We start from the raw sequence: 23,793 nt of genomic DNA on the forward strand, positions 1-23,793 counted from the left end.
GCAAAAAATTTCCTGCTTACAGTAGGGTTACCTTTCCAAATTCCTTGCTTTACAAAGAAAAAAATGAAGCGTATAGTATTTATTTAACTAGGTAAATAAATTCGCAGGAGGTAAACAATATGAATCCAATATTTCATGCTTTATTCCAAAAAAGTCGGTATTTAACGAACTGCTTAAATGAAGTATTAAAGCAACATCATTTATATAGCTCCCAATGGGCCATTTTATATTGCTTACATAAAAACGGGCCAATGACCTTAACACAAATTTGGAAATATTTAAATGTGGAAGCGCCCAGTATTACAAGAGCTATTACACGACTAGAAACATTGGGCTGGGTCCAACGATTAGATGGAGAGGATAAGCGAGAAAAAATTGTGACTCTTTCCGCTCTAGGGGAGGAGCGCTTACCAGCGATCACCGTAACCATATTAGCATTTGAGGAAGAAATGGTGGGCTCTTTAACTGTTGAGGAGCAGCAGCAATTTCTGAAGTTATTGGAAAAAATGAAAGGTTGATGGACATGCAGCAAGAAGAAAATACACAAATATGGACGAAGCGTTTCATTAGCCTCTTTTTAACGAATATCTCTGTATTTTTTGTTTTTTATGGACTTGTAACGACTTTACCACTCTATGCGATTGGTGAACTACATCAGACAGATAAGGAAGCGGGCCTATTATTGTCAGGCTTTTTATTGTCAGCTATTATTGTACGCCCGTTTTCAGGTAAGTTATTAGATGTTTTTGGCAAGAAAAAACTGTTAGTCCTATCTATAGTGGGCTATTTTATCTGTACCGTTTTATATTTATTTATTCATCCGTTTGGACTTTTACTTGGTCTTCGCTTTATTCAAGGGATTTTCTTTAGTATTATCACAACAGCTGCAGGATCTTTAGCGGCTGATATCGTTCCTGCTAAACGAAAAGGGGCAGGGCTAGGCTACTTTACGATGTCTACGAATCTAGCTGTCGTCATTGGACCATTTATCGGCTTATTATTAATTCAATATAGTACCTTTAATGTCTTATTCATAGTCATGAGTATATGTATTCTAGCAGGAGGGATTTTAGCATTAACGGTCAATACAGATGATTTACCGAAGCCAGTGCATGAAGGAAAACTAACTTTTAAATTGAATGATTTATTTGAGCGTAAGGCGCTTCCTGTTGCAGCAATTGCCAGCCTCGTCGCTTTTTCGTATGCCAGTGTGCTATCCTTTTTATCGGTCTATGCACAGCAAAAGGATTTAATGGCTGTAGCTAGTCTCTTTTATGCAGTATTTGCAGCGGCAATGCTCATTACACGTCCATATACAGGAAAACTTTACGATACGAAGGGACCGCAATTTGTCATTATTCCTGGCATTATTTCCTTTGCCATCGGTCTAGTCATGCTAGCATTTGTTGAAGGACCAATGTTATTTTTAAGTGCTGCTATTTTTATAGGCTTTGGCTATGGAGCTGTAACGACTAGCTTGCAAGCATTAGCAGTTCAATCCACTGCCATTCAACGAAGCGGCTATGCAACAGCAACCTATTTTACCATGTTTGACCTGGGTATCGCACTAGGTTCGTATATTTTAGGAATGGTAGCTGTACAGGCAGGCTATGCTTCTGTCTATTTATCGGGGGCAGGCTTACTGGGGGTTGTCTTTATTATTTATCTATTACGCCTTGCAAAGATGAAACCGAAAAAAGTAGTGCATATATAGTCAAACAGTTGGGGTTGTGCCCAACTGTTTTTATAATTGTCCCAGACTCATCAAAATAAATTTTGTTCATTTATAAGAAAGATACGATTTATAAAAAGTTTTAATGAGCTCTTTTTCAAAATGAGTATTACTTTTGTCCTTTTTAAATCTAACGAAAACTACTTTTTGTTTACTTATCTTTAATAATGTTGACAATTGTCGGAAATTCTAATCGATTTCTTAAAACGCAGTACTGGTATTGGATTCATGATAAAAATTATATAATAGACGATTAAAGGAGAGCCACCCAAGCATGCTCTCCATTTTTATATTCTTATTTCTTTATCCTAGTCCAACATTAAAGCCTGCAGCTTAACTAAATTTTTCATTTCAAGCTTTTGTATTTAGCATAAAGAATGCATAGAGAAAAACACTAAGAAAATCTTAAGAATTGATGTCGGAGTTTGTTAAGATTTAATTAGTATTATATCCTTATACGAATCCTATAGGGGTGATGACATGAACCTAAAGTGGTGGAGGAGTGAATGTAGTTGAACATTTTGATTTGTGATGATGATAAAGAAATTGTTAGGGCGATTAGCATTTATTTAGAAAATGAGGGCTATCATGTATTCAAAGCTTACAATGGTATAGAGGCAATCGATCTTATTCGGGATCACGTTATTCATCTTATTATTATGGATATTATGATGCCAAAAATGGATGGGATTACGGCGACGATGAAGATTAGGCAAGATAATATGATTCCGTTAATAATGCTTTCTGCTAAATCGGAGGATTATGACAAAATACTCGGATTAAATATTGGAGCAGATGATTATATGGCTAAGCCGTTTAATCCATTAGAACTTGTGGCTAGAGTGAAATCACAGCTAAGAAGGTATACGACATTTGGGAGCCTCGAGATGAGCAGTTCTGTATTTCAAACGGGCGGGCTTGTGATTGATGATGAACAAAAAGTCATTACTGTTGATAAACAAGAGGTTCATTTAACACCAGTGCAATATAAAATCTTAAAGCTTCTGACAGCCAATGCTGGTAGGGTGTTCACGATTGAAGAGATTTATGAAAAGGTATGGAATGTCAGGGCTATTAATCCTGAAAATACGGTTTCGGTTCATATTCGAAAGATTCGAGAAAAAATTGAAATTAATCCAAAAGAGCCAAAGTATTTAAAAGTTGTATGGGGAGTTGGGTATAAGGTTGAGAAAGTTGAGAAGTATTAGTCATGCACTTATAACGAAAATAGTTGTGTTTCTAATTGCCATCGCTTGTTTAATTGGTATAGCGAGGGTAATGATCGACATGGAATTTAATGGAATTCATCTTAGTAGTTTAAATCAAGATAATTATTTTGAAAGCCGAGCATTCGCTGATGAAAGTTACAGCATTATGGCTCCTTTAGCGCAATTAATCGGGAAATATAAAAGTGAAGAATATATTTTAAGTGGTAAAACACTAACAGAAGAGGATAATAGAAGAATCGAAGAGGAATTATATTATGATTTTCGTAATTCTTACAGATATAATTCGAATTTGAGTGAAGAGGAAAATAAGCATATCTATCAAGAAAAATATGCAAATGACATTGCTAGAACAAAAGATGAAAGCATAAATGAACAGGTAAGAAATTTTTATCAGTTACGTAGTACGTTAGAAGCTTATGAAGGAATTGTGTTTTATGCGAGTGACGGTGAACATGAATTTTCCAATAGTGATCTCAAGAAGAAAGAACAATTTAAATCCTTTGATGCATATATGCTATTTGAGGATTACCAACAAAAGCTTTATCCAAATGAAATGAAAGAAAGTCAATACTTGGGTTACATTACACACGAAGTTGACACGTTGAACCCACAGACAGATGTTATGTATGTGGCGTTTAAAGATTCTTTCTTACAACAAAAAATGGCGGAATGGGAAAAAGATAAAGAGAATGCCCAAAGTTTTCTGAATGAATTCATGGTATTTTTAGCAGGGTTTATTTTATCTTTTGTTTATTTAATCATAGTTATTGGAAGAAGGTCATTTAAAGATAAAGAAATTCATTTCCATGTCATAGATAAACTCTATAATGATTTCAATATTGTGCTAGTTGGTTGCTTAACAGCGATGTGGATCACCATGATTGTTGAAGTGTTCCATGATATGTACATGTTCTTCACCGTGCCTATTTTTATCATTGCCTTACTATTGATTTTATCGCTCGTAAAGCATATTAAAAATAGATCGTTATTTCAGCATACACTGCTCTATCAAGTTTTCAAAAAGCTATTTATTTGGGTGAAACATGTTTTTAACAGTGGTAGTACAGGCGTGAAAATTGTGCTACTAGTCATTGGCTATCCATTAGTTGTAGCGGCAACATTTTTTATATTTCCCATTACGATAGGTGTAGCTGCCTGGTTGGCGATGCGAAAGGTGAAGTCATTTAATCGCATTAAAGAGGGCGTAGAGCAAATTAAGAATGGGGATCTTCATCATCGAATTGAAGTCGATGGAAAAGGGGAGTTTAGTCAACTTGCAGAAAATATTAATCGTATTACAGATGGGTTAAAAAAGGCAGTGGATAGTGAAATCAAGAGTGAGCGTTTAAAAACAGAGCTTATTACGAATGTTTCGCATGATATCAGAACGCCTTTAACATCAATTATTACGTATGTCGATTTATTAAAATTAGAAAACGATCCTGAAATGATTGCTGAATATGTAGACGTGTTAGATCAAAAGTCGAAAAGACTCCAGCACTTAACGGATGATTTATTTGAAGCGGCTAAAGCATCAAGTGGTAGTATACCTGTCCAGTTAGAGCGGATTGATATCGTATCATTACTAACACAAGGAATCGGAGAAATGGATGAAAAAATTGAAGCCTCGTCATTAGATTTTAAGTTAGCCCATCCAACAGAAAAGGTGTATGTGAAGGCTGATGGTAAACTTCTATGGCGTTCCATCGAAAACTTATTCTCGAATATTTTTAAATACGCACAGCCTACATCAAGGGTATATATTAGTGTTGAAGATTTAGGGAATGAAATACTTGTGACATTTAAAAATATTTCAGCATACGAATTAAATATCACAGTCGATGAGCTAATGGAACGTTTTAAACGAGGAGATGAATCGAGATCAAGTCAAGGTAGCGGATTAGGGTTATCGATTGCTGAAAGCCTTATTCACATCCAGAACGGCAAGTTCTTAGTTCAAGTAGATGGCGATTTATTTAAGGTCATGATTTATCTACCGAAATTTCCAAATGAATAATGTCCTATTCCTTTATGACTGTAGACAAACTCAACGAATTTTGAGTTTGCTTACAGTCTTTTTTCTTTTACAATGAAATAAAGTAAAGCCGTTGATTTCCACTACGGGCGGGGTCGAGCTGCTTCCCTCGCTTCGTTACTGTCGCTTCGCTTTCGTACAGAAAACATCCGCTCAGTCCATTTTCTATCGTATATTAAAAGAGATTATGCATCAGAGACTCCTCCTGCAGACCATCTATTTATGGATTCTACGCATGTGAAAGCGAGTGCGAATAAACGGAAGTATGATAAAAAGGTTGTGCGAAAAGAAACACAGGCTTATGAAGAGAAGCTTCAATTAGAGTTAAATATGGATCGTGAAGAACACGGAAAAAAGCCCTTTCCCCCAGAGAAGTTTGAAAAGGAAGAATAGAAAGAAATAAAGGAAAGCACGACAGATTCTGAAAGTGGCTATTACGTGAAGGATGAACGAACGAAACACCTCCTTGAAACCGAATAAGAGAGCAACATTTCAAATGATGTTCCTTGATATAATTCTCTATGTAATATAACTATGTTTGAACAAGGAGATGGAAGCATGAGTAAGTTAACAGGGAAAATCGCTTTAGTTACAGGATCAAGTCGAGGAATTGGCCGCAGTATTGCACTGCGTCTGGCACAAGAGGGAGCCTTTGTCGTCGTCCATTACGGGAAAAGACGTAATGAGGCAGAAGCAGTTGTTCACCAGATCGAACAAAGTGGAGGAAATGCTTGCGTGATTGGTGCTGACCTTAGTACCTTAGATGGTATTCAAGATTTATTTACTACTTTGGATGATACTATTCGGGAATATATGGGCGGTGGCGGATTCGATATTCTTGTCAACAATGCTGGAATTGGTCAAATTATTAGTTTAGAAGAGACGACGGAAGAATCATTTGATGAGGTAATGAAGATTAATGTTAAAGCACCACTTTTTGTTACTCAGCAAGCTTTGCCACGTTTAAAAGATGGAGGACGTATTATTAATATTTCATCTTTTGTGACTCGTGCAGCCTCGCCAAGTGTCTTCACGTACAGTATATCCAAAGGTGCTATCGACACATTTACGCGACTTCTAGCCAAACAACTAGGGAGCCGTAATATTACGGTAAATGCCATCCAGCCTGGAATTATTAACACAGAGATGAATGCTGAGACATTGGAAAATCTTGATGGACAAAAATATGCTGCTGGTCTTTCCATTTTCAACAGATGGGGTGAACCCGAGGATGTGGCAGATATTGCCGCCTTTCTTGCTTCCTCAGACAGCCGTTGGGTAACAGGTCAGCTGCTTGATGCAAGTGGAGGATCTCATCTATAACAAATTTATAAGGAACTTCAAATGAAGTGACCCCAAAAAGTTAGACACATATTTTAAACAGTTATTGAGGAATGAACTCTGTATTGGGCAGGTCTCATTCCTTTTTGCGATAAATTTCTCAACACGTATTGTTTCTGTGCTTGCATTGTTATTTACTTTTGCACAAGAAAGTAAATAACAATGCCTCGCCAGCATGTAAGATGGTTTACTTTCATCACTTGGCAAATCGCCTTTGAAGCAATTCGTATTTACTTATATACATGGATAAACGTTTTTTTAAATATTGTAAATTTAATAACTCTGGATAGAAACAACGAGTAAAAGAGTTCAGCTATTTAAGAAGTATATTCAAAAATGCTTATTAGTTATATGAAAGAGGAGCCCTCATTGAAATCTAAGAACATTGTCAATATAACAATTCTTTTTCAACAGCTTAATTACAAAGCTTTCAATATCCCCTTTGATTACGTTACTTATCTTTAATACCACCGAACTTATTATATTTTTTCTAATCAAGATTGTTTAATTTTAAAAATTATGAAAGCATAGTAGTAATTTAAATAATGGGAAGAACCCGCTTCAAAAATCACTATTTGTCGTAACTATTTTGTTATGGCTACTTGATGGTGTTTTGAAGCGGGTTCTTTCATTTTATTAAAATCTTTTTCAGGAATGAGGGGACTAACTAATGACCTTCGGGAGTTTGATAGATCCTCTAAAAATAGTAAAATTAGATTATACAAGAATCTAATTCATTTGGAGGGAATAAATATGAAACGTGGTACTTTTAGAAAGAACTCAAACAAATTATTACTTGCGACTTTAGCTCTAGCTGTGGCGACTCCCGTGTATGCTATATCTGCTACTTATACTGTTGCAGAAGCGGCAACGAAAACGACATTTAAAGATGTCCCTAAATCGCATTGGGCATATGAGTCAATTAAACAAGTAGCAGAAAAAGGGCTTGTGGCAGGCTACAGTGACGGTACATACAAACCATCTGCACAGGTAACACGAGCAGAGTTTGCAACATTCCTATCACGCGTATACGACGGAAACGACCGTACACCATCTAAATTTTCAGATGTTGGAGCTTCACATTGGGCAAATGACGCTATTCAAGAAGGACTAGCAGTTGGATTCATTAAAGCTAGTGATTTCTCAAATAACAAATTTGAACCAAACAAAGCAATGACTCGCGGTGAAATGTCTCGTTGGTTAGCAAATGGTTTAGCACATGCGAACGCTGATTATGGTAAAGCGATTGAAGAAATGGCAAATTCAAGCCTTACAATTATTCCGATTCCAGAATTTTATGGTGGAGGGGTTAATAAGAAGGATCTTCCGTATATTGGGGTAGCACTTGGTACTGGCTTGCTATCAGGCTATGAAGATTTCACATTCAAGCCAAATGGCAATACAACACGTGCAGAGGTAGCAACCATCCTTATCCGCTTCATGGATGCAATGAAGAAAGCACCATCCGACTTCACAGGGTTAAAAGAACTTCGTGAGGTTTCTGAAACAGGAACAAACATTTTAACTATTTCTAACTTCAAGAAATCAAAATATGGTGGATATGAAGATATTCTTGGTAAATCTCATACGTATTTAAATAACACAGGTGTCGCTACAATTGAACATGCCATTTTTGTGGATACGACAGGCACTAAACCAAAAGGTATTTTTAAAGATATGTTTTTTAATGAAAAAGGTGAAGATAAAATTCTACTGAATAAAGGGATTTATGCAATCTACTATGAATACACATTCAAGCCAAGTAGGGACGTAAGTGTTCAAAGTGTTAAGAATGGCTCTGATATGAACTTTGCTTCAAACTTATTAGTTGATAAAAGTAAAATTGCGCTGTTTAATTTATCATCCCCAAAAAGTACATCTAAAAATGAATTTTTAAAGGGTGAAACATATCGCTATTGGGCATCTAACGGAGTATTGCCTAAACCTGGTGAAATGTTTGGTAGCAGAACAGATGATGATAGCATGTTCTATTATGAACTGAAATAGGAGTTGATAATTTAATTGAAACTATTAAAAAAAGGTACGATTGTGATCGTATCTTTTTATAGGTCTTTACATGTCAGTAGGGAAATATAGGGATTTTAAAAAACTTAACGAGTTTATAAACAATTTATTTCGAAGCATACACAAGGAAGAAAAATAAAAAGTAGAGCGACATAAACACGCTCTACTAAAGATTCTTCTGTAAAAATGCCTTGGTGCGGTCGTTTTGTGGGTTTGTAAAAAAGTTGTCTGGATGATTAGATTCAATGATCTGACCATCATCCATAAAGACGACCTTGTTCGCTACCTCACGCGCAAAGCCCATTTCATGTGTGACGACAATCATCGTCATATGGTCTTCAGCTAAGCTTTTCATGACCTTTAAGACTTCTCCTGTCAGTTCAGGGTCTAGGGCAGAGGTTGGTTCGTCAAATAATAAAATTTGAGGATTCATCATCAAGGCACGGGCAATGGCTACACGCTGCTTTTGACCCCCAGATAGATTGGCAGGATAGGCCTTTGCTTTGTCGGCAAGTCCAATTTTCTGCAGTAAATCCTGACAGCGGCTCGTAATAGCCTCCGCTGATTCTGTTTTTAATAAGCTCGGCGCCATTTCGAGGTTTTGCTGGACTGTTAAGTGGGGAAACAGATTGAAGTGTTGAAAGACCATCCCCATTTTAGCTGTTATCGCTTTGATGTGCTGTGGTTTAGCATACTGACCGTTTTGAACAAGAAAATCGCCATCAATCACTATACTGCCACCTTCAATTTCTTCTAAATGTATTAAGCTGCGAAGCATGGTACTTTTCCCAGAGCCAGACGGGCCGATGACAGCAATGACATCGTTTTTCTCCACTGTAAATGTAATTTGTTTCAGCACTTCCACCTGATCAAAAGATTTCTTTAAGTTTGTTACTTGCATCAATGCCATATGTGTCACCTCTATTCAAATGTAAAACGTTTTTCAAGCCATTTAAAGAACATCGTCAAGACAAGCGTCATAACTAAATAAATAGCACCCGCGATAAAGAACGGCGTAATCGTGAAGTCACGATTTACGGCTGTTTGCGCAAAATGGAGTAATTCAGGCACAGCTACTGCATAGAGTAGGGCTGTATCCTTAATAAGTGTAACGGATTCATTTGATAATGCGGGTAATGCGACGCGGAACATTTGTGGCAAAATTACACGCGTCGTCGTTTGCCACTTGGATAAGCCAAGTACCTGAGCTGCCTCATATTGTCCTTTATCAATGGCAAGAAGACCGCCACGGAATATTTCTGCAAAGTAGGCAGCATAATTTAAAATAAAGCCAAGGCAAGCGGCCACAAAACGATCAAGTACTAAGTATTCACCGATTACTGGCAGCATAGGTAAACCAAAGCAAATTAATAATAATTGTAGTAATAGTGGTGTACCACGCATGATATAAATATACGTATGTGCAAGCCAAGAGATTGGTTGAATGCGACTTTTTACTGCGAGTGTTAGTAAAAAGCCTAATGGAATCGAAACCAGAATAGCGATGAAAAACAGTAACACTGTCGTTTTCGCACCTTCTAGCATCGGCCATATCATAGTTTGCCAGTAATCCGCCATAAAGATGTCCCTCCAAAAAGAGTAAGAGTTTCACAAAGGAAACTCTTACAAATGATGTGTCCTGTCATTACTTTAATACTTTATCTTCACCGAACCATTTGGTAGAAATTTCAGCAGCTGTACCATCTTCGTTCATTTTGTCTAATGCGGCTTGTAATTTGTCCAATAGGGCTTCATTGCCTGGTTTCACGCCAATTCCATACTGTTCTGGTGCAAGTGATTCCTCTAATAATTTAAATGTATCAGGCTCCTGTGTCATATAATATTCTGCAACAACCGCATCGATAACAACGGCATCAACACGACCTGTTTTTAAGTCGGATAAAGCTAAAACATTATCCGCAAACTCTGTAATTTTTTTCACTTCTTTATGAATTGGATGCCCGTTTAGTGCATCTGCCGCAGAAGAAAGAGATTGAATACCTACTTCTTGTCCAGCTAAATCACTTAGTTTCAAAATCTTTGAATCTGCTTTTGTCATGACAACTTGAGCGTTTTCAAGATAAGGCTTTGTAAATAGTACTTTTTCTTTACGCTCATCTGTAATGGTATAACCGTTCCAAATTAAATCAATTCGCCCACTTAGTAATTCTGCCTCTTTTGTTTTCCAATCGATTGGTTGAAATTCTGCTTCGACGCCCATATGCTCAGCTGCCGCACGGGCTAAATCGATATCGAACCCAACGATGTTGTTCTTGTCATCACGGAAGCCCATTGGCGCAAATTTATCGTCAATGCCAATAATCATTCTTTCTACATCAGCAGCTTTGTCATCTTTCTTTGCTGCATTTTCTTTCGATGTACCACACGCTGCTAAAACGATCACAGCTGTCAGCATCATGAATAAAGTCAATACTCGTTTCATTTTGTTTCCCCCTATAATCTATCGCTTTCGTTTGCTAAACTACTAATGTGTTAAAGGATATCATCGTGATCTAACAATGTCAATATCGTTTTGGATTAATCAGAAAATTAGCTGCATTTCCTAGCATTTTTTGAATGAAGCTTATTTTCATAAAAAGTTTGAATAGGGGGAATAGTAAACAACGGGAGAAAAAGGGGAAAAGAAAACGAGACTGTACATGACGGACAGTCCCATGAAATAGGATTAAGTATTTTTACTTTGAATTGCTTTTCGAGCCAAAGCATCGGCAGCTTTATTTTGTGAGTCGGGCACCCATTTAATAAAGAATAAATCAAAGCTAGTGGCTAGGGCTAAAGCTTTTTCAAGATAAGGTTTAAATTCCTCGTTTTTAACATATTCTTTTTCCATAGAAGCGACAACGATTTTAGAATCCGAGCGTACGGATACTAGTGTTGAGCCTAGCTTTTGTGCTTCTTCAAGACCGCGAACTAATGCAGTGAATTCAGCGATATGATTATTTGTTTCGCCAATATACTCACTAATTTGGATATGATGGCCTTCACCTTTAATAAATAGCCCGATCCCACTTGGACCAGGATTTCCTGCACTGGCAGCGTCTATATAAACTTCTAACATACCATCCCTACTTTGCAATGTGACTTCTCTATAATTGTACAACAAGGATCAGAATCATAGTCTGTAAAAAATGGAACAAACAAAATAGTTGCTTGTTCAAATTGAACGCTTCATAATAATAAGAAGTGAATTTTGGACGTGAAAGGAGCGGGGGCTCAACATGGATAAAGTGACGGTTATGAGGGATATTGACGAACTGCATGATACGTATTGTGCGGATTGCTTGGTGATTAAGCAATTACGTAAAGAACGTGGTAAACCAGGAGCTCACCGTTTCTGTATTGAGGCGTGTTCAGTTGGAGAAAAGTTACAGTTTTTGGGAGAAGAGCTTTTGAAAGTGTATAGTAAATAAAATACGAACCTCATGAGAAAAAGCTACATTGATTAGCAATCCGCTGGTCAATGTAGCTTCTTTCATTATTACTTTTATTTTGTTTCAGCATAACTGCTTAGGTCTTGATAATATTTTGTCAGAGACGAAGCAGAAATATCAAAAGTTGCAGCAATTTCCTTTACGGTCATGGATAGGGACTCGAATAGCTCTTTTTCCTGACCATAACGAATCGCACCAGCTGCAATAGCCGCTTCTTTGCGAGCAGTCGGTTGTCCTTCGATTAAATAGTCCTCTAAAAGTTCAAGCATCGGAGCTGATTCACGCTCATTTTGCTCTAAGAAATCTTTTACTTGTGTCAGGACATTGCTTTCGAAGTTTGAAAACTCCTCACCTTTATAGCCATTCGATACTAATAGTTCCCAGAATGTTAGATGCTCTTCTTTTAAGAATGAGCTTACCTTCTTCTCGGATGCCTCATAGTTTTTCTTAAATTCTTCAAATACTTTTGCATGATCCTCAGGGAAGAAAATTAGGGTAGACACAGCTAAATAATGTGTCGATTTCTTCGTTCCATCTGGTAAGATAAAGGCAAATACATGCATACCTTCAGGAATCGGTTTATTATTTTCACGACGAATAGAAAGCTCTTCATTCGTAAGTAAATGATTAGCCTTGAAATATTTTTCCTCAACAACAGACACCGTACCAATAAATAAAGCCGGCTGAGACCAGTCTTCAAGTACCTTGACAGTAGATGGTCTTACTGCCTTTTTCTTCGTTTTCTTTAAGTAACTTTTCCAAATAGATGGCTCTTGATGGAAGAAAAAGTCGTCTAAAGCGATTGCTTCAATGAGCTCACGCTGTAGCACACTCTCTAATTTAGGCTGCCATGTGCCGACATGCTCAATATATGCACGAACATCTTTACGTTCGGGATATTCTAAGTAAAAAGTTTGTAGCACACGCTCTAATTCTTCGATTTGTACTGTTTCCACTGTTACTTGCTGTTTGCCTTCACAACATTTTTTATATTTTTTGCCGCTACCGCATGGGCATGGATCATTACGTTTTACCATAATTAGAACACTTCCTTTAATAATTGTTAATCGTATATTGCTAAATAATTTGCGTACTCTTAATAATAACGGTACTTTTGTATGAAGAAAAATGATTGTCTATTTTGAAATATCTAAAAAATGTAGAGGGACGCCCTGATTCTATTATATGTACGTATTTTTCCACTTAGAACTAAAAAAAGAAAACGATCTGCACCTTTAGCATGCAGGACCGTTTTCTTGCTAGATTATTGCTGAACCGCTTCAATTTCCAAAGTTAGGCGTTCAAGCTCATCAATCAAATGACCGATATAGGCAATCGTATCACGAAGCGGTTGGTCTGTTGTAATATCGACACCAGCCATTTGTGCTAACTCTACTGGTGATTTTGTGCCACCAGCCTGTAAGACAGCTAACCATTCTTCAACAGCTGTGTCACCCTCTTTTAAAATACGTTGAGACACTTGTGTAGAGATGGTTAACCCAGCACTATATGTGTATGGGTAAAGACCCATATAATAGTGAGGTTGACGCATCCATGTAAGTTCTGCACCTTCAGAAATGTCGACTGTATCACCCCAGAAATCTTCTAGCACAGAGCGTTTTAATTGATTTAAAATTGTTGCATTAACAGCTTCACCAGCATCAATTAATCCATACACTTTACGTTGATAGGCTGCTTCTAGTAAATGAGTGACAAAGTTATGATAATACGTTTTCGACACAATATTTGAAATCACCCAACGTTTAAACCGTAAATCATCGTTATGTGTTAGTAAATAATTCGCTAACAGCATTTCATTCATTGTTGATGGTGCTTCAATAAAGTATAGAGAAGGTCGGCTATTAAGATAAGATTGATGTTCATGCGTATTCGCAAAATGCCCTGCATGACCAAGCTCATGAATAAGAGTAAAGACTTCATTCATGCGTTCGTTCCATGACATTAAAATATAAGGATGGCTACCATACGGACTTGAGCAAAATGCCCCTGTAGATTTTCCTTTGTTTGGTGCATAGTCAATCCAACGTTCATTGAAGGCTCTATCCATTAAATGATTATAGTCTTCCCCCATAACAGCTAATGCTTTTTCAACATATTCTTTCGCCTCAGCCATCGATAATTTTGGATCATAATCAGAATCAAGCGCTATTTTTAAATCTGCAAATGTCATTTTATCGATATCGTTCGCTTTTTGAATTAAAGCTGCATAACGACGCATATGTGGGGCAAGCTCTGTCGTAATTAAATCAATTTGACGATTATAGAGCGAACGATCGACGTCCTGATCAAAGAGTAGATAATCAATGACCGAGTTAAAGCCTCGTAGGTCTGCCATTGTTTTTTCCTGCTGAATATGCGTGTTATACACTTGTGCTGTTGTATGCTGGTAATCGCGTAGCTTGCTTGAAAAGGCTTTAAAGGCAGCGCGGCGTATTTCTGTATTCGCTTCAAACTCCCAGTCATTTTCGTAAAGGACGAAGCTAAGTGGATGCTTTTCACCATTGGCTTCAAATTGACCAAAGTTCATGTCTACTAATTTCGTCGTATTGTATATTTCATATGGTGCATCGAATGTAGCACTAAATGCGGCCAATGCTTTTTCGACTTCAGGATGTAGCTGGTGAGGCTTTTGCTTTAACAGTTCCTCTAGATAACGTTTGTAAAGAGGGCTTGATGCTGCCGCTTCTTGTAAAATAGCTTCATCCAACGCTAGTAACTCACTGCGCACGAAGGAGAGAGCGCTGCTTACCTTTCCAATAGCTGTAGCAAATTTTGCAGCCCGCATTTGCGCTCCATCATTTGTACGATCTGTTTCAAGGTTTAAGCTGGCATACGTGCCAATCGGAACAAACCTTTTCTGTAGCTCTTCAAAAGCAGATAGCACGTCAATAACTTTTTGTGCATCTGTAATCGTTCCTTGGTATTGCTGCTCGAAGCTAAGTGCGTCTTCCACCAATTGTGCTAAAGTAGGTTCAAAATCAGCATCATGGCTCAATAAATCTGTTAAATCCCAAGTTTCTTCTACTGCTACATCTTTTCGTAATGGTAAAACTTCCATTCATAGACACCCCTTTACATGTAAGTGATTTCATTATAACGAAACTATTTCGGAAAGTGAAATAATTTCATAGAATAGTTGCAATATTCTTAATGTATATCGTTTGTCGAAGACATGTTTGAAATATTGTCGGGCGGGAACAATAGATGTATAGCCGACATCATTTGTTACACATATTAAAGGCTAGAACAAGACATATTGGAGGAGAAAGTGATTATGACACAAAACTTAAACAAACAATTAAATAAGCTAGTGGCTACATGGTCTGTACTTTATACAAAGCTGCACAATTATCATTGGTATGTGACAGGACACTCATTCTTTACACTGCATGCAAAATTTGAAGAGTTGTATAATGAAACAACCTTGAATTTAGATGAAATTGCAGAGCGTATTCTTTCAAAGGATGGCAAGCCAGTCGCAACATTAAAAGAACATCTAGAGCTTTCCTATGTAGAGGAGGCGGCAGGAAATGAGACGACAGAGGAAATGGTCGCTACGATAATTTCGGATTTCCAAAAGCTCATGAAAGCATTAAATGCCACAATGGAGCTAGCAGCAGAAGAAGGGGACGATCGTACAGAGGATTTACTTAACGCCATGTACCAATCTCTTGAAAAGCATACATGGATGTTAAAAGCCTTTCTTGACAAGTAAAAACGACAGTTACAGCATGTTGGAGATATTAAGTACTCTGGCATGCTTTTTTTCTGCAATTAATGCTTGATGTCAAAGCCATAACATGTATTAAGGGTTCATAACAATTATGACAGTTTGGTAAAAAGCGTTTGCTTGTGTACAGCAAGGGTAATTATCTAGTAAGCCATATAAATTAGGAGGAATTGAACATGATGAATGAACAAAACCCACAAATTGAGGTGGCCCATACGAGGGATGAAATGCTTCACATTTTAGAAAGTATGCGGTTAGAAGGTTATCAACAAGAGGATATTCATATTATTGCGAAAGATTCCGAACAGTTTGAGGATGTAAAATGGGATGCTGATGTCCAAACACATGAGGCTGGTAATTGGGTGGACCAATTTAAGTCTTGGTTTACAGGTGACTCGGCTGTGACAGAGGGCTTAAAACGATTTAATCTATCAGAGGGACAAATCGCTTATTATGCACATCTTGTGGAGCAAGGTAGTATCGTCTTATATGCGGAACGTGAGGATGATGTAGATCAGCTACAAGCACATTCTGAGACAGTTGCCGAGCAAGAGGCACGTTTAAAACAGCAAGAGCGTATGATAGAGGCAGAGCAATATAGAAGGTTTTTATAATGATCAAACCAGTGAGATATGGCTCTGGCTTGCTGGTTAAAATATAGACAAAGTCGTTTTATTCGACTTTGTCTATTATTTTATTTAATATTGTTGTCCTTTAAATCCCATATCTATATTTAGCAATGTTATCCTTCGCATTTAAAATCGAAAGTATCGGGTCACTTGTAGGCTTTTCAAATGGCTGCTTAAACAGGTTATGAGGCATAGTATGTAAATGGCTAGCTTCTTTATTGTCATGGCTTTGTTTAGTTTCCATCAGGAGTACTCTTTGTCCATTTGGTTTAACAAGATATTGACGCACATAGCCATTTTCGTGTCTGACTTCAATTTTCGATTTGTTCTTTTTGGCGTCTTCCTCTTCACTGCCATCCACATATTTAAGTAAATCCAATAGGTTTTCTGTTTTAATAGGTTGATTGACCTTAGCTGGTAAATAGTATGATGTATTTCGGGGTTGAATTTGCATAGATGACTCTCCTCCAATTAGTTTCTGTAAAAAATAGACTGTATAGTAAACTATTTTACATGTAGTGATGCTATAAATTCAATACATAGTAGAAAAGGAAGCTTGAGATATAACTCTCAGCTTCCTTTTTCATTCGTAAATGAAGTGACATGACACACTATTTTATTGTATGACTTTTTCCTGTGCTTCTTTTTTAATAAAACGTAACGCATGGAAGTGCTCTAATTGAGCCACTAAATTACCAATAAGGATAAAGCTACCGCCAATCACTAATTTCACTGTTAAACTTTCACCAATAAACATCATGGCAAACATGGCTGCAAAAATTGGTTCTAATGAAAAAATAAGTCCTGTATGTGTAGCAGAAGTATACTGTTGTGCAACAGTTTGCCCAACAAAGCAAAATGCACTACAAATGATACCGAGCCCTAAAATAGCCAGCCAGGATGACATTGAATTTGGCAATGTCGGTGTTTCAAATATAAATGTTAAGACAAGGGCATAGATACCAGCAAAGCCGAGCTGATAAATTCCGTATGAAATGGATTCAACATTTCGTGTAAATGAGCTATTCAGTAGTAAATAAATGGAATAGCATAGTGCTGCAATGGCTACTAATAAATCCCCTTTATGGAAGGTGAATGAGCCATGTGCTGTTAAGACTGTAATACCAATCATCGTGCAAATGACCGCAAAGCTAACGGCTCTCGATGGTAATTTTTTTTCAATGAAACTGCTGAAAATCGGCACTAATACTACGGTTAGGCTTAAAATAAAGCCTGCATTTGAGGCAGAAGTAGACTGTAAACCAAATAAACTTAACGCGAACACAATGAATAATAAAAATCCTTGAATAGCCGCATATTTTAATGTTTTACCATTTACTTTGATTATCCGTTTATAAAAAATAAGTCCTGCTACGAAAAATGCAATGATACAACGCAATGCCACCACATTATAAACTGCCAATGTTTCAAGCCCCATGACCATAAAGGTATAAGATAGTCCCCAAAACATTGTGACAATAACCATCAATACATTTGCTTTTCCTTGGATACTCATTATGTTCACCTACCATCTGTGTACTAAAACAGTTTTTATACTAAAATTTACTATATATCTTGTATTGTGATTAGTAAAACGAATGTTTATAATGAATAGGATTAAAAAAATTCATGTATATAGAGGGATGACGGATGAGCTTAGTTAAATATGAGATTTTAACAAAGGTGGCAGAGGTAGCAAGCTTTACAAAAGCAGCGGATGCACTAGGACTAACGCAGTCTGCTGTGAGCCATGCCGTGTCTAGTTTAGAAAAAGAATTTGGCTTTGCTCTCATTCATCGAAGTCGTGCAGGTGTAACACTGACGAGTGAGGGGCAGACCATGCTAAGGGCGATGCGTCAGGTTCTGGATGCCCAGGAATTATTGCAGCAGGAAGCGGCCCATATACTGGGTGTAACACGCGGGAAAGTTCGAATTGGCGTTATTTCAAGTATTTCCTCGAATTGGATGCCAGAAATTGTTCGTATTATGGATCATCAATTTCCAGGTATACAAGTAGAGTTACGAGAGGGAGATTATTACGAAATTGAACAATGGCTGTTAAGTGGGGAAGTCGAAGTAGGATTCTTGAATGGTCAAAAATCAGAGCAATATCAATTTATGGAATTACAACAAGACCCTTTATTATGTATTGTTTCAGATAAAAGCCCTTTATTTCATAAGACAGAAATTGATATTGTTGACCTAGAAGATATGCCTTTTATCATGACTTCCTATAAAGGGACAAATGATGTAAAGGTACTGTTGGAGCAATATCATGTAAAGCCCCATATTCGCTTTGAGCTTTCTGAGGAGGTAGGGATTCTTTCAATGATTTCCCATCATTTAGGCATTAGTATTTTGCCTCAATTGGTCATTCAACATTTACCATCAACGTTAAAAGCAATCCCGCTAAAGCAAGGAGGCTACCGTACCATTGGAATTGCGATGAAGCACCACGCTTCCCCTGTTACTAAGAAATTTGCGGAAATATTAAGTGCTTGGTTAAAAGAGCAAAATAGTACGCTATGATTGTGGCTATTGAAGCACATCCTTACATTACGTTAAAATAGTATTTGTATATATTGTAGAAAATAGGTGAGTGTATGGGGACATTACAAGGCAAAACCGTACTCATTACAAGTGGGGGAACACTTGAAAAATGGGATCGTGTACGAGGGCACACGAATTTATCAAAAGGGACAATGGGCTGTTATTTAGCAGAGGCCGCATTGGCTAAGGGTGCGAATGTAATATATATGCATGGCTACTTTGCACAGCTTCCAGCAAATCACGACAAAATGACATTGGTAAAATTTGAAGGTATTGAGGATTTAGGAGAAAAGGTACGTCATGCGGTTCAGCTACAACAAGTCGATATTGTTATTATGGCTGCTGCTGGCTCCGATTGGGTTATTGACAAGGTTTATGATCAATCCGGTAATTTAATGGAGGAAGCGGGGAAAATGCCTTCTGACGAACCACCTATTATCCATTTTAAAAAGGCACCAAAAGTATTAGGGCAAATCAAGGGCTGGCAACCGAATGTAACGCTAGTGGGCTTTAAGCTAGAAGCTACAAATGATGAGGATTTTTTACTCGCTCGTGCAAGACTGCGTATGGAAGCCGCGCATGCTCAATTTATGGTTGCAAATAGCTCGCAGTCTTTATATGGCGGGGATGAGCCTCATTGGATCGTGCCTGCTGAGGGACAACCAATTAAGGTGATGGGCAAGCAACAGACAGCACAAACTTTAATGGAATGTTTGCATAGGGAATAACGTGATGAACTGTGGAGAAGGTCATACTTCTACACAGTTTTTTCTTTGCCATTGTGGTTAGATAGACTGACATAGCATACAATACGATAGGATTATGAGTGAATTGTAACAGAGAGGATGCTATTACAAAGTATTCAACTAGGTTTTCTAATATTTTATATTGACATTCGGTTAACAGAATTATAGAATTATTTTCAAGAAACGCAGTACTCTTATCAAGAGAGGTGGAGGGACTTGGCCCCATGAAGCCTCGGCAACCGAGAAGATAGGTGCCAAGTCCAACAGATGGTGTCTGAGAGATAGGAGGGGCTATCAATCGGTTTGATGCGTTGGCCTCTTTTGTACAACTAGGAGAATAAAGAGGGGGTGTATCGTATGGCTCAATCGGCAAAGGTAGATGATAAAAAATTAGAGGCAATTGCTAAGGCAATTCAAAATCTTGAATTTGGTGAAGTGAATATTACGATTCAAGATGGTGTGATTGTGCAAATTAATAGGCTTGAAAAGCAGAGATTTCCACAGAAGAAATAATGCTCATTTCAGTTGAACGATGTGAAAAGGCCACTAATAAGCATGGTTTCCATTGCTTACAAGTGGCTCTTTTTTATGGAAATTAGCTATAAAAGCTTTTTGGAATTGGACCGATATGACGACGATGATAGAGAAGGGGTTCTTTTTGAGAATTTGTAATGTCTAGCACTTGCCCAATAAAAATAGTATGATCGCCTGCATCTATTTGCTGAAATGATTTACATTGTAAAATAGCTGCTGTATCATGTAAAATCGGTAGCCCAAAAGTAGAAGTAGACCATTTAGCTTGAGCAAAGCGATCCGGGACTTTACTTGCAAATAATGTACATAAATGCTCTTGATTACTCGCTAAAATATTGACAGCGAATTTTTCCGCACCCATAAAGTAAGAATGGAGCTGAGATTTTTTATCAAGTGACCATAAAATAAGTAGTGGGTCAATGGAAACAGATGCAAAAGAATTGACTGTTAAGCCAATTGGATTCGTTTCATGACATGCTGTCACAACCGTTACACCTGTAGGATAGTTACCTAATGCCAATTTAAAAGCAGCTACTTGATCTGTCATTCAAATCACCTCTTTATAGTTAGTCATAAATTAGTTAACGGAGTTAGTAGGTAAATTGCACTTTTTTTCATACCATATAGTAACTCCTTTTCTTAAGTAAATTTTAAATCAATTAAACATCCAGGTAAAGCTAATGGGGGAAAGAAAGGGGAATTGCCATGACTTTATATTTTGATCATCTGGTACATCAAGTAGAATCACCAGAAAATATAAAGGTTTTCTTCAATAAACGAAATGTCCGTACAGTGAACGGTGGTCAACACACGATGTGGGGGACTTATAATACGCTAAGCTATTTTGGCTTAAGCTATATTGAACAAATCGCTATTTATGATCGTGATTTATTTGAGCAAGCGGCTTTGTACCCTTATTCCCTACATTATACGTTTAAACGTGATCGTGAGCGCCAAGGATTTTCACGAATTGCCTTGCGCACCAAAAATATTGAAGACGAGGGTCAACGATTGCGTGCATTGGGCTTTGAAGTATATGGTCCCGATGCTTGTAGCCGAACAAGACCAGATGGCACGACACTAGAATGGAAGCTATTGCATTTTGGCATGCCCAATCTTTCATTGGATTTTCCATTCTTAATTGAATGGGCAGATGAAGATGAGGAACGTTTGGCACAATTAAAAGCTAGTGGTGCAATCGATGAAAATCAAGCCATCACAATGGAATCTATTCAGTTTTTTGTCAAGGATGTGGAGGAGACGGTTCAGCTTTGGCAAAAGGTATTACAGCTACCTGATTCTGAGCAGCATGAGCAATTTGTGTCACTACAGCTACCAAATATGCGCTTGGATTTTTATGAGGAGGCGGCAGCATCTGCCATGACGCTAGGGCATTTAAAAGAAGGACCCATCGGTGTAACATTGAAAGATCCACACCGAACAAAGGAAACATTAGTTTGTCCAGGTGCTTTTTATTGGATTAATAGATAAATTAAAAATCCACTTCAACAGTTGAAGTGGATTTTTATGTGCAAACATGTCAAAAAGCGGATTGAGCACTATTCATCTACCTCATCCACTTTCAATTTTGGAGCTTATAATTTTACAACATTTGATGCCTGGGGTCCTCGATTGCCTTCCACAACATCAAATGACACCTTCTGACCTTCTTCAAGTGTACGGAAGCCTTCCTCCTGGATGCCCGTAAAATGTACAAATACATCTTCTCCATCATCACATTCAATAAAGCCATAACCCTTTTCATTATTGAACCACTTTACGATCCCCTGTTGCATAAGCATTCGCCTCCAATGCGCTTGAATGTAAAATAAAGTTAACTAAGTTGTGCTATCATTGAGAAAATGTGAAAAATTGCATTTTCTCTTAGAACATACATGAATTGAACAAAGATGTCAATTGATTGTCGAAATGCTTGTGTATCTGGCTTTCTTTTTTTTCACAATTAAGACTATAATGGAAATGAACAACATAGAAAGTAGGATGCCAAATGACAACGAAAAATCAACCATTATCAGATTTAGAAATCGCTAGTCAAGCAGTAATCAAACCGATTACGGAAATTGCCAATGCTGCGGGTATTCCAGAGGATGCTCTTGAGCAGTATGGACGCTACAAAGCAAAAATTGATCCTTTAAAAATTACAGCTCAGGGTGAGGACGCAAAGGTTGTGCTAGTTTCAGCTATTAGTCCAACACCAGCAGGTGAAGGGAAGTCGACGGTTACTGTAGGACTAGCAGATGCTCTTCATCAATTAAATAAGAAAGTAATGGTCGCTTTACGTGAACCGTCATTGGGTCCAGTTATGGGCGTAAAAGGCGGGGCAACTGGCGGCGGCTACGCACAGGTTGTACCAATGGAGGATATTAATTTACATTTCACTGGCGACCTTCATGCGATTACAACAGCCAACAATGCTTTATCCGCATTCATTGATAATCATATCCATCAAGGAAATGCATTAAACATTGATCCACGACGCATTATTTGGAAGCGTGTGATGGACTTAAATGATCGTGCCCTTCGTAAAGTAGTTGTGGGATTAGGTGGCCCTGTTCAGGGCATGCCGCGCGAGGACGGCTTTGATATTACAGTGGCCTCCGAAATTATGGCGGTGTTCTGTTTAGCGACAAGTATTGAGGATTTACGTGAACGCATAGCTAGTATCGTGGTTGGCTATACATTTGAGCGTGAGCCTGTCTTTGTACGTGATTTACAAGTAGAAGGTGCCTTAACATTATTATTGAAAGATGCCTTCAAGCCAAACTTAGTTCAAACATTAGAAGGAACACCAGCTATTATACATGGTGGTCCATTTGCTAATATTGCCCACGGCTGTAATTCCATTATGGCGACACAAACTGCTCGCAAGCTAGCGGACATTGTCGTAACAGAAGCGGGCTTTGGCTCCGATTTAGGTGCTGAAAAATTTATGAATATTAAAGCACGTAAAGCGGGCTTTAAACCAAGTGCAGTCGTTATCGTAGCAACGATTCGTGCCTTAAAAATGCATGGTGGTGTACCGAAAACGGCACTTGTTGACGAAAATGTGAATGCCCTGCTACAAGGAATTGAAAACTTAGCTAAGCATGTTGATACGGTACGTACATTTGGTGTTGAACCGATTATTGCGTTAAATCGTTTTATTACAGACTCAGAGGCGGAGCTAGAGGCTGTTCTGAACTGGTGTCAGGAAAATCAAGTTCGTATTGCCCGTACAAATGTCTGGGAAGAGGGCGGGAAAGGCGGATTAGCGCTAGCTGAACAAGTATTAGCTGTGCTTGAAGAAGAAAACAACTTCTCTCCTTTATATGATGTAACGGAGTCCATTGAAGAAAAAGTGCGTACGATTGTGCAAAAGGTATATGGCGGAAAAGATGTACAATTCACTGATCAAGCCAAAAAACAAATTGCTCAAATCGAAAAATTTGGCTGGGACTCTCTGCCAGTTTGTATGGCGAAAACACAGTATTCTTTATCCGACCAACCAAGTTTACTCGGTCGACCAGAAGGCTTTACGATCACAATTCGTGAAGTTATTCCAAAGCTTGGTGCAGGCTTCCTCGTTTGTCTGACAGGCGATATTATGACCATGCCAGGACTACCTAAAACTCCAGCTGCCCTTCGCATGAATGTTGATAATGAAGGCCATGCGGTAGGATTATTCTAATAACTTCTTTAAAGCTGCCCAACTTAAATGGGCAGCTTTTTTTAATGGATAAAGGGGAAAACTTGGTTCCTAGATGCTCTC

The 23,793-nt window shown here is 37.9% G+C and carries 24 protein-coding genes, 1 pseudogene and 1 riboswitch; of the genes and pseudogenes, 15 read left to right on the forward strand and 10 right to left on the reverse strand.

Annotated features, from left to right (window positions below; all coding sequences use genetic code 11):
* The first annotated feature begins 119 nt into the window (after nt 1–119).
* The 7 genes and pseudogenes from NST76_RS08165 (at nt 120) to NST76_RS08195 (ending at nt 8,344) form a co-directional block, all read left to right on the forward strand.
* A complete protein-coding gene (locus tag NST76_RS08165; protein ID WP_036118202.1) occupies nt 120–518 on the forward strand; it encodes a MarR family transcriptional regulator in 399 nt (132 codons plus the stop codon).
* A complete protein-coding gene (locus NST76_RS08170; protein WP_089932579.1) occupies nt 518–1,714 on the forward strand; it encodes an MFS transporter in 1,197 nt (398 codons plus the stop codon). Before NST76_RS08165 ends, NST76_RS08170 begins: the two co-directional genes overlap by 1 nt.
* A gap of 530 nt (nt 1,715–2,244) precedes the next feature.
* A complete protein-coding gene (locus NST76_RS08175; RefSeq protein ID WP_036118196.1) occupies nt 2,245–2,940 on the forward strand; it encodes a response regulator transcription factor in 696 nt (231 codons plus the stop codon).
* Complete coding sequence (locus tag NST76_RS08180; protein ID WP_342544949.1) at nt 2,918–4,978, forward strand: HAMP domain-containing sensor histidine kinase; 2,061 nt, start codon at nt 2,918–2,920, stop codon at nt 4,976–4,978. Before NST76_RS08175 ends, NST76_RS08180 begins: the two co-directional genes overlap by 23 nt.
* Nucleotides 4,979–5,156: 178 nt before the next feature.
* A pseudogene (locus tag NST76_RS08185) lies at nt 5,157–5,455 on the forward strand (IS5/IS1182 family transposase); the annotation flags it as partial.
* Between the two features lie 99 nt (nt 5,456–5,554).
* A complete protein-coding gene (locus NST76_RS08190) occupies nt 5,555–6,319 on the forward strand; it encodes an SDR family oxidoreductase (RefSeq protein WP_271912902.1) in 765 nt (254 codons plus the stop codon).
* 771 nt (nt 6,320–7,090) lie between these two features.
* On the forward strand, nt 7,091–8,344 hold the full coding sequence (locus NST76_RS08195; protein WP_342544950.1) for an S-layer homology domain-containing protein: 1,254 nt from the start codon (nt 7,091–7,093) through the stop codon (nt 8,342–8,344).
* A 184-nt stretch (nt 8,345–8,528) separates the two neighbouring features.
* Here the strand turns inward: NST76_RS08195 and NST76_RS08200 are convergent, their stop codons facing one another.
* The 4 genes from NST76_RS08200 to NST76_RS08215 all read right to left on the reverse strand — a co-directional run bounded on the left by NST76_RS08200 (nt 8,529) and on the right by NST76_RS08215 (nt 11,441).
* Nucleotides 8,529–9,272, reverse strand: a complete 744-nt coding sequence (locus NST76_RS08200; protein WP_036127795.1) for an amino acid ABC transporter ATP-binding protein — start codon at nt 9,270–9,272, stop codon at nt 8,529–8,531.
* A gap of 11 nt (nt 9,273–9,283) precedes the next feature.
* Nucleotides 9,284–9,940 (reverse strand): amino acid ABC transporter permease, encoded by a 657-nt coding sequence (locus NST76_RS08205; RefSeq protein ID WP_036127793.1) that lies wholly within the window; start codon nt 9,938–9,940, stop codon nt 9,284–9,286.
* Nucleotides 9,941–10,007: 67 nt separating this feature from the next.
* On the reverse strand, nt 10,008–10,805 hold the full coding sequence (locus NST76_RS08210; RefSeq protein ID WP_342544951.1) for an amino acid ABC transporter substrate-binding protein: 798 nt from the start codon (nt 10,803–10,805) through the stop codon (nt 10,008–10,010).
* A 243-nt stretch (nt 10,806–11,048) separates the two neighbouring features.
* Nucleotides 11,049–11,441 (reverse strand): ribonuclease HI family protein, encoded by a 393-nt coding sequence (locus tag NST76_RS08215; protein WP_058844683.1) that lies wholly within the window; start codon nt 11,439–11,441, stop codon nt 11,049–11,051.
* Nucleotides 11,442–11,601: 160 nt separating this feature from the next.
* Here NST76_RS08215 and NST76_RS08220 point away from each other — a divergent pair, with 160 nt between their 5' ends.
* Nucleotides 11,602–11,793, forward strand: coding sequence for a zinc-finger domain-containing protein (locus NST76_RS08220; RefSeq protein ID WP_036127782.1), 192 nt, complete (start codon nt 11,602–11,604; stop codon nt 11,791–11,793).
* A 74-nt stretch (nt 11,794–11,867) separates the two neighbouring features.
* On the opposite strand, the gene NST76_RS08225 is transcribed toward NST76_RS08220, so the two are convergent.
* Together NST76_RS08225 and pepF are read right to left on the reverse strand one after the other, a co-directional pair.
* Nucleotides 11,868–12,851: an SEC-C domain-containing protein gene (locus NST76_RS08225; protein WP_058844684.1), complete on the reverse strand. Its 984-nt coding sequence runs from the start codon at nt 12,849–12,851 to the stop codon at nt 11,868–11,870.
* A gap of 227 nt (nt 12,852–13,078) precedes the next feature.
* Entirely contained in the window at nt 13,079–14,893 is a 1,815-nt protein-coding gene (gene pepF, locus NST76_RS08230; RefSeq protein ID WP_342544953.1) for an oligoendopeptidase F, read from the reverse strand.
* Between the two features lie 216 nt (nt 14,894–15,109).
* Here pepF and NST76_RS08235 point away from each other — a divergent pair, with 216 nt between their 5' ends.
* Nucleotides 15,110–15,550, forward strand: coding sequence for a DNA starvation/stationary phase protection protein (locus NST76_RS08235; RefSeq protein ID WP_036122990.1), 441 nt, complete (start codon nt 15,110–15,112; stop codon nt 15,548–15,550).
* A gap of 191 nt (nt 15,551–15,741) precedes the next feature.
* Complete coding sequence (locus tag NST76_RS08240; protein WP_342544954.1) at nt 15,742–16,179, forward strand: general stress protein; 438 nt, start codon at nt 15,742–15,744, stop codon at nt 16,177–16,179.
* A 100-nt stretch (nt 16,180–16,279) separates the two neighbouring features.
* Here the strand turns inward: NST76_RS08240 and NST76_RS08245 are convergent, their stop codons facing one another.
* Both NST76_RS08245 and NST76_RS08250 read right to left on the reverse strand, forming a co-directional pair.
* Nucleotides 16,280–16,648 carry a hypothetical protein gene (locus tag NST76_RS08245; RefSeq protein ID WP_058844686.1) on the reverse strand — a complete coding sequence of 123 codons (369 nt, stop codon included), beginning with the start codon at nt 16,646–16,648 and terminating at the stop codon, nt 16,280–16,282.
* 162 nt (nt 16,649–16,810) lie between these two features.
* Nucleotides 16,811–17,710 carry a DMT family transporter gene (locus tag NST76_RS08250; RefSeq protein WP_342544955.1) on the reverse strand — a complete coding sequence of 300 codons (900 nt, stop codon included), beginning with the start codon at nt 17,708–17,710 and terminating at the stop codon, nt 16,811–16,813.
* Nucleotides 17,711–17,844: 134 nt separating this feature from the next.
* Between NST76_RS08250 and NST76_RS08255 the strand changes: the two genes are divergently transcribed.
* The 3 genes from NST76_RS08255 to NST76_RS08265 all read left to right on the forward strand — a co-directional run bounded on the left by NST76_RS08255 (nt 17,845) and on the right by NST76_RS08265 (nt 20,003).
* Nucleotides 17,845–18,723 (forward strand): LysR family transcriptional regulator, encoded by an 879-nt coding sequence (locus NST76_RS08255; protein ID WP_036123002.1) that lies wholly within the window; start codon nt 17,845–17,847, stop codon nt 18,721–18,723.
* Nucleotides 18,724–18,797: 74 nt separating this feature from the next.
* Nucleotides 18,798–19,472 carry a phosphopantothenoylcysteine decarboxylase gene (locus NST76_RS08260; RefSeq protein ID WP_036123004.1) on the forward strand — a complete coding sequence of 225 codons (675 nt, stop codon included), beginning with the start codon at nt 18,798–18,800 and terminating at the stop codon, nt 19,470–19,472.
* Between the two features lie 209 nt (nt 19,473–19,681).
* Nucleotides 19,682–19,778, forward strand: a riboswitch (SAM riboswitch).
* 69 nt (nt 19,779–19,847) lie between these two features.
* Entirely contained in the window at nt 19,848–20,003 is a 156-nt protein-coding gene (locus tag NST76_RS08265; protein ID WP_080717081.1) for a YezD family protein, read from the forward strand.
* 82 nt (nt 20,004–20,085) lie between these two features.
* On the opposite strand, the gene NST76_RS08270 is transcribed toward NST76_RS08265, so the two are convergent.
* On the reverse strand, nt 20,086–20,571 hold the full coding sequence (locus NST76_RS08270; RefSeq protein WP_036123007.1) for a flavin reductase family protein: 486 nt from the start codon (nt 20,569–20,571) through the stop codon (nt 20,086–20,088).
* Between the two features lie 158 nt (nt 20,572–20,729).
* Between NST76_RS08270 and NST76_RS08275 the strand changes: the two genes are divergently transcribed.
* Nucleotides 20,730–21,515 carry a VOC family protein gene (locus NST76_RS08275; RefSeq protein WP_036123010.1) on the forward strand — a complete coding sequence of 262 codons (786 nt, stop codon included), beginning with the start codon at nt 20,730–20,732 and terminating at the stop codon, nt 21,513–21,515.
* A gap of 104 nt (nt 21,516–21,619) precedes the next feature.
* Here the strand turns inward: NST76_RS08275 and NST76_RS08280 are convergent, their stop codons facing one another.
* On the reverse strand, nt 21,620–21,820 hold the full coding sequence (locus NST76_RS08280) for a cold-shock protein (protein ID WP_004269397.1): 201 nt from the start codon (nt 21,818–21,820) through the stop codon (nt 21,620–21,622).
* A gap of 212 nt (nt 21,821–22,032) precedes the next feature.
* Between NST76_RS08280 and NST76_RS08285 the strand changes: the two genes are divergently transcribed.
* A complete protein-coding gene (locus NST76_RS08285) occupies nt 22,033–23,712 on the forward strand; it encodes a formate--tetrahydrofolate ligase (protein WP_089932530.1) in 1,680 nt (559 codons plus the stop codon).
* The last annotated feature ends 81 nt before the right edge of the window (nt 23,713–23,793 follow it).

This window comes from Lysinibacillus sp. FSL W7-1291 (assembly GCF_038593415.1).
GTDB classification, from domain to species: domain Bacteria; phylum Bacillota; class Bacilli; order Bacillales_A; family Planococcaceae; genus Lysinibacillus; species Lysinibacillus fusiformis_D.